Annotated in this window: 4 protein-coding genes and 1 pseudogene; all 5 read right to left on the bottom strand. The window is 39.0% G+C overall.

Annotated elements, in window-relative coordinates; translation table 11 throughout:
- Window positions 1-580: pseudogene (locus tag ABIQ28_RS05870) on the bottom strand (glycosyl hydrolase); the annotation flags it as partial.
- A 97-nt stretch (window positions 581-677) separates the two neighbouring features.
- Window positions 678-1,661 carry an alpha/beta hydrolase-fold protein gene (locus ABIQ28_RS05865; protein WP_348035948.1) on the bottom strand — a complete coding sequence of 328 codons (984 nt, stop codon included), beginning with the start codon at window positions 1,659-1,661 and terminating at the stop codon, window positions 678-680.
- Window positions 1,662-1,698: 37 nt separating this feature from the next.
- The gene (locus tag ABIQ28_RS05860) at window positions 1,699-3,549 is read right to left on the bottom strand and encodes a glycoside hydrolase family 13 protein (RefSeq protein ID WP_348035947.1); all 1,851 of its coding nucleotides are present in this window, start codon (window positions 3,547-3,549) and stop codon (window positions 1,699-1,701) included.
- A gap of 56 nt (window positions 3,550-3,605) precedes the next feature.
- The gene (locus ABIQ28_RS05855) at window positions 3,606-5,894 is read right to left on the bottom strand and encodes a glycoside hydrolase family 65 protein (RefSeq protein WP_348035946.1); all 2,289 of its coding nucleotides are present in this window, start codon (window positions 5,892-5,894) and stop codon (window positions 3,606-3,608) included.
- A gap of 182 nt (window positions 5,895-6,076) precedes the next feature.
- Window positions 6,077-6,337, bottom strand: a 261-nt coding sequence (locus tag ABIQ28_RS05850; protein ID WP_348035945.1) for an HAD-IA family hydrolase, incomplete at its 5' end; no start/stop codon positions are given.

Below are 6,337 nucleotides of genomic sequence, written 5' to 3'. Positions count from 1 at the left end.
AATGCACCATATATTGATTGGACGACATCATGATTGGCATGGTGTAATTCATCAATTCAGCATGGGTTTCGTAACCATAATGCGCACGATTATACAATTGTAATCTGTGTCCGCGACGATTCATTCCTAAAGCTCTTGCACCGCCTCCATATAGAACCTCATCTTTTGTTAGATTGAATTGAAGGGTTTCCAAGCTGTCATTTTTGACGTAACACATCTTTTCAGAAATGATCGGTTTGCCTTTATAAGTATAAGAAATTTGAAAAGGTTGTTTTTGGATGCTGACCGAAATACCTGCAGTTTTTAATTCAATGGAAGTACTGGTTTTGAGTAATTCAGGCTTTAGAAGTTCTGGTTTTAGAACGACGGCATGCGAACTGGCGTTGAACGTTTCGCCTTTAGGAATAAAAGAGGTTTCCACAATGCTTTTAGTGTAGGGCGTAATTCTGTAAATGCCATCATTCACTTTTATTTCCAGAATGTTGTTTTTGAAATCCATGGATTCAAAAGTCCGGTTTGGATTTTGGGAAAAGCCAAGATTTAAGACCAGTAAGAATGTGATTAATATATAATTTTTCATTTGATGTATTTTTACCAAACCTTTCAGGTTTTTAAAACCTGAAAGGTTTAGATTTAAAAGACCTCACAGGTTTTGTAAACCTGTCAGGTCTCTAGATTTACTCGTTCTTTTTCAACAAAAACGCCAATGGAATATCCAGTCGTTTTTGCCATGAAATTTCGGTATGCCCTTCGCCTGGAAATTTTATATTCCTGAAATTCGACGCGTCATAACCCTTATCTTTAAATATTCTATTGACTCTCGAGGCATATTTTGGATAGAATTTATCCATTGTTTCCGTACCATAATCAAAATAGAACTTATGCGTTTTTGGCGACGGAACATGCGCGCTCATATACTTAAAAAAAGTATTGGTCAACAAATCTCCATCATACGGATCGCCGCCTGGCCAATGTGTTGACAAACAGGCAGCACCGCCAAACACTTTTGGATATTCACAAATGGCATACATCGAAATTAAACCGCCCATACTCGATCCTGCTACAAAAGTGTTGTCTCTGTCGGTCAATACTGAAAAATTGGCGTCGACAAAAGGCTTCAATTCCTTAACGATAAAACCCAAATAATTATCGGAAGTGACAGTATCAAACTTGAAATTATTATTCTCTGCTTCAACAAACAAAGAATCGCGAACAGATTCAGAAAGTGATTCAAAAGGCTTTTGCGGAAAATACTCACTGTGGCGCAAATCATTGATATTAAAGGGTGCGACGACGATAAAATCTCTGGTAATACTGTCCTTCATTAATTGGGCAGAAACCTCATCTACTTTCCATTCCTCATGGTTCCAAGTGATTCTGCTATCAAACAACATTTGACCATCATGCATATACAACACTGCATATTTTTTGCTGTTGGAATAGCCTTCTGGCAACCAGATATCTACTTTTCGAGGTGGAATAAAATTTGACGGAAAATCATCGATCCGCAGTAAAGTGCCTCCCGCAAAATCGCCTTCAATCGTGTCCGTTTTCACATTAGAACTATCGGCAGGCTTGATGTCAGCTTTCTTTTCTTTTGGTTTGGTTTCACAAGAAATTGAGATAATGAGAAGGAGAAGTAGATAAATAGTTTTTTTCATAAAATGTTTTTAATGTTGTGTTTATAAGTTTGAGGTATTAAAACTCAATGATCATGGAGGTCTTTCCATCAATGGTCAAGGTGTTTTCTAATGCGATTTGTTTTTCTGAAATAATATCGGTGCCAGATGTTGCTGTTTTAATCATTTCTTTGAACCGTTTCAAGTCTAACGTCTGCACTTCAGGATTGTTATTAATGACGACCATAACCTTATCATTAGCATCATATCTAAAATACACATAGACGTTATTTTCAGGAACAAACTGCATGGTTTTCCCCGAATGGATGACCGATTTTGATTTTCGCCAGTTAAAAATTTTCTTGGAGAATTCAAAAAAACCAGCTTGCTCCGCTGTTCTCCCTTCTGCAGTAAAAGCATTCATAGGATCACCTTTCCAACCGCCTGGAAAATCGCGTCGGATATCGCCATCGCCTTTTAAATCCTTGTTGCCAAGCATGCCCAACTCATCGCCATAATACACTTGTGGAATACCTCTTACAGTAGCAACAAGCGTCATCATCATTTTATAGATATTGAGATTTGAACCATAAATGTCGTTGATGCGATTGGTATCATGATTGGCAGCAAACACGAACAAATTGTTGATGTCTGGATAGAGAAAATCATTCGTGAAATTCTCATAAGCCCTCAACATTCCTTTGTCCCATTGTTGATCATCTTCAGCAAACATGACCATCATGGCACTGTGCAATGTGAAATCCATGACCGTCGGCAAATGCGAATTATAATTCTCGATAGCACCTATCTTACTGTCTTTTTGCCAAAAGGCCATTTGCGCCTGACTGTTCATCCAAACCTCTCCAGCGATATTAAAGTTTGGATATTCGTCCATAATCGCTTTCGTCCATTTTGCAATGCCTTCTTTATCATTATACGAGTAGGTATCCACACGAAGTCCGTCCAAATCAGCAAACTCTATCCACCAAATGGCGTTTTGAATCATATATTTTAACACCAAAGGATTTTTCTGATTAACATCTGGCATCGTCGTATCAAACCATCCGTTCATACAGGCTTCCTTGTCAGCTTCAGAGGCGTTGGAATCAAACTGCGTGGTCATTCGGTAACTGCTGCGTTGAAATCCTTGTTCGCCATTTTCCCATTTGTGGATCCAATCTTTCGTTGGCAAATCCTGGATCATCCAATGCTTGCTGCCCCAGTGATTGGTTACATAATCCATGATCAACTTCATGTCGCGCTTGTGCATTTCTGAGGCCAATCGCTTATAATCCTCATTGGTTCCAAACCGCGGATCGATCTTATAATAATCACTTTGCGCATAGGTGTGGTAGGAATAAATAGGCTCATTGTCTTCCAACAACGGTGTGCTCCAAATGGCGGTCACGCCCAACTCGTCCAAATAATCCAAATGATCAATAATGCCTTGAATATCGCCGCCATGACGTCCAGAAAGCTCTTTTCTGTTTACTTTTTCAACGGTATCTTCGGTACTGTCATTATCAGGATTCCCATTGGCAAACCGATCGGGCATGATCAAATAAATCAAATCACTGGAATCGAATCCTTTTCTTAATGCAGAATTTTCTCGGCGTTCCTTGAACTCATAGGATTTTTTAACACGGATTTTTTTATTTTTTGAAAATTGAAGTTCGTAAATCCCAGGTGCAACATTTTCTGTATTAATATTTATAAACAGATAGTTCGGATTTTCGGTTTTTATGATATCGGTAATCTGAATGGTGTTTGAGAACGCCACATCATATTGCGCAATATCCTTACCATAAACCATCAATTGCAGTTCTGGATGATGCATTCCGGCAAACCAAAAAGGAGGTTCTATTTTTTCTACCTGCGAAAAAATTGTCATGCTTAAAAGTAGTATTAAAATACTTACGAAATTCTTCATTTCATTCCAATTTTAAAGATTTCTATTGTTCTGCCTGCATTAAAACAGCAATAACTTTATGACTTTATGGTAACTTCTTTTCCATTGACTAAAATGTCCATGGAGCCACCACCTTCCACTGCAAACTTTGTTTCGTTTTTACCAACACTTATTTTAAGAACCTGATTTCTAAAGTTGATTTTAAACGAATAGGCTTCCCATTGCTCAGGGATTTTCGGCACGAAAGACAGCTTGTTATCCACAACCCGCATACCGCCAAAACCTTCTACAATGCTCATCCAAGTACCCGCCATGGAGGTAATATGAAGTCCTTCTTCCACCTCATGATTATAATCGTCCAAATCCAATCGGGAGGTGCGCAAATAAAACTGGTAGGCTTGTTCCATTCTGCCCAATTTCGCTGCTTGAATACTGTGTACACAAGGCGACAAGGAACTTTCATGAACTGTAAACGGCTCATAAAAATCGAAGTGACGCTCTAATTCTTCTAAAGAAAATTGATCTTCAAAAAAGTAAAAGCCTTGAAGTGTATCGGCCTGCTTGATGTATGGCGAGCGTAAAATCCTATCCCACGACCATGTCTGATTGATGGGACGGTCTGCTTTTGGTAAATCGGCTACGGTAATCAGTTCTTTATCTAAAAATCCATCTTGCTGCAAATACACTTGATACTTTTCTGAATAAGGATAAAACATATTGTCGGCAACTTTTTTCCATTCGGACATTTCACTATCAGACAGATTGGTTTTACTCAAAACCCGTGACAAATCTGAAGCATATTCCGTCTTCATTTTGGCAATAATTTCCAAAGTATAATTCATACACCATTGTGCAATATAGTTAGTGTAGAAATTATTATTGACATTGTTTTCATACTCATTTGGTCCCGTCACGCCCAGAATGACATACTTGTTTCGGTGCGTCGAGAATGTGGCGCGTTGGTGCCAAAAACGAGCAATGGCAATAAGTACTTCCAATCCTTTATCTGGAATATAACTGAAATCGCCAGTGTAGCGATGGTAGTTAAAAATCGCAAAAGCAATCGCCCCGTTACGGTGGATTTCCTCAAAGGTAATCTCCCATTCGTTATGGCATTCTTCCCCATTCATAGTAACCATCGGATAAAGTGCCGCACCGTTTTTAAATCCGAGTTTTTCGGCATTTTCAATGGCTTTTTCCAAATGATTGTATCGATATTCTAATAAATTCCGTGCCACGTTCTGATCTTTTGTCGCCATATAAAATGGAATACAATAGGCTTCGGTGTCCCAATAGGTACTTCCGCCATATTTTTCGCCAGTAAAACCTTTCGGACCAATATTCAAACGCGCGTCCGTACCAATATAGGTGTGATTCAATTGCATGATATTAAATCGGATGCCTTGTTGTGCTTTGATATCGCCTTCAATGGTAATGTCGGCCATATCCCAAATTTTTGCCCATGCTTCTTTTTGCTGTTGAAGCATTTTTGCAAAACCAAGTGACACGGCTTTAGATAGGTTCTTTTTAGCTACGGAAACCAAGTCGTTTTTATCATGATTTCTATCGACGGTATATCCACCAAATTTCGTGATGGTCAAAGTATCACCTTTGTTGACATTAGAACTGTACTCAAAAGAAACGGTAGAATCGGTCTTATTAACTGTCTTATTTTCGGCTAGGACCTTTCCGTTTAATGACAATTGGGCTTGCATCGCAGTACAGACATGAAAGTTGGTTTTCATGGTATGCGACACAATAAAGGCTTGGTCATGTTCAGCATTAACGCTTAAAATGTTCCAGAATTTATCATCCCAGTTGCTGTCTTCATTAGTAATTCCTGCATCAACATAAGGTTCAAAAACAATATGAGCGTCGTTATTTAAAGGCGTCACGTTATATTCAATAGCGCCAACCTCATCCATATCCAAACTTAAAAAACGCTTGGTTTCGACCTTGACCTCGATGAAATTATGAAGTGTGGCTTCGAAACTTCTGGACAACCAACCTTCTTTCATATTGAGTTCGCGTCTAAAGTTCCGCACCTCTTTACAGGTTGCCAAATCCAAGGCTTCGCCATTGACGGTCACGTTGATGCCGATCCAATTCGGCGCGTTGAGGACTTTGGCAAAATACTCTGGATAGCCATTTTTCCACCAGCCTACTCTGGTTTTATCTGGATAATAAACGCCCGCAACATAACTGCCTTGAAAAGTCTTTCCTGAATACTGCTCTTCAAAGTTGGCACGTTGGCCCATGGCACCATTACCAATGCTAAAAATACTTTCTGAGGATTTGACACGGTCGGCATCAAAGCCTTCTTCAATGATGGACCAATTATTTGGTACGATATAATCTTGATTCATTTTTTTGAGATAAGAGAATAAAGAGGAAAGACTAAAGACGGATCGGCCTATTTTTCTTTCTTCTAAATTCTAGTTACTTAATGTTTTTTTTAACCACAATGGACGCAAGGCTTGACACAACGGTCACAATGGGTTTTTCTATTTTCACTTAATACTTTATACTTTGTACTTCTTACTTAATTCTATCTATTAATTAACTCCTTCAAAAACGCCTCACTGATTTCAGTAAAATCCTTGAACACATAGTCGGATTCATGGAGCGTTTTTTTATCTCCAATGCCAATGGACACCATTCCTGCAGTATTCGCCGCCTGAATTCCAGCTACTGCATCTTCAAAGACAATGCAGTTTTCAGGATTGGTATGTAATTGTTGTGCGGCAATCAGAAACACCTCGGGATCGGGCTTTGCTTTGGTCACGTCATTGCCGTCAACGAGGACGTC

The organism is Gelidibacter sp. (assembly GCF_039916245.1).
Taxonomy (GTDB): Bacteria; Bacteroidota; Bacteroidia; order Flavobacteriales; family Flavobacteriaceae; genus Gelidibacter.
Note: the sequence above shows the minus strand (reverse complement) of the source record. Positions and strands in the feature narration are given on the sequence as shown.

Coding starts and splice junctions, on each gene's coding strand:
- ABIQ28_RS05855 (WP_348035946.1), bottom strand. CDS start 5,894: ATGAATCAAGATTATATCGTACCAAATAATTGGTCCATCATTGAAGAA.
- ABIQ28_RS05865 (WP_348035948.1), bottom strand. CDS start 1,661: ATGAAAAAAACTATTTATCTACTTCTCCTTCTCATTATCTCAATTTCT.
- ABIQ28_RS05860 (WP_348035947.1), bottom strand. CDS start 3,549: ATGAAGAATTTCGTAAGTATTTTAATACTACTTTTAAGCATGACAATT.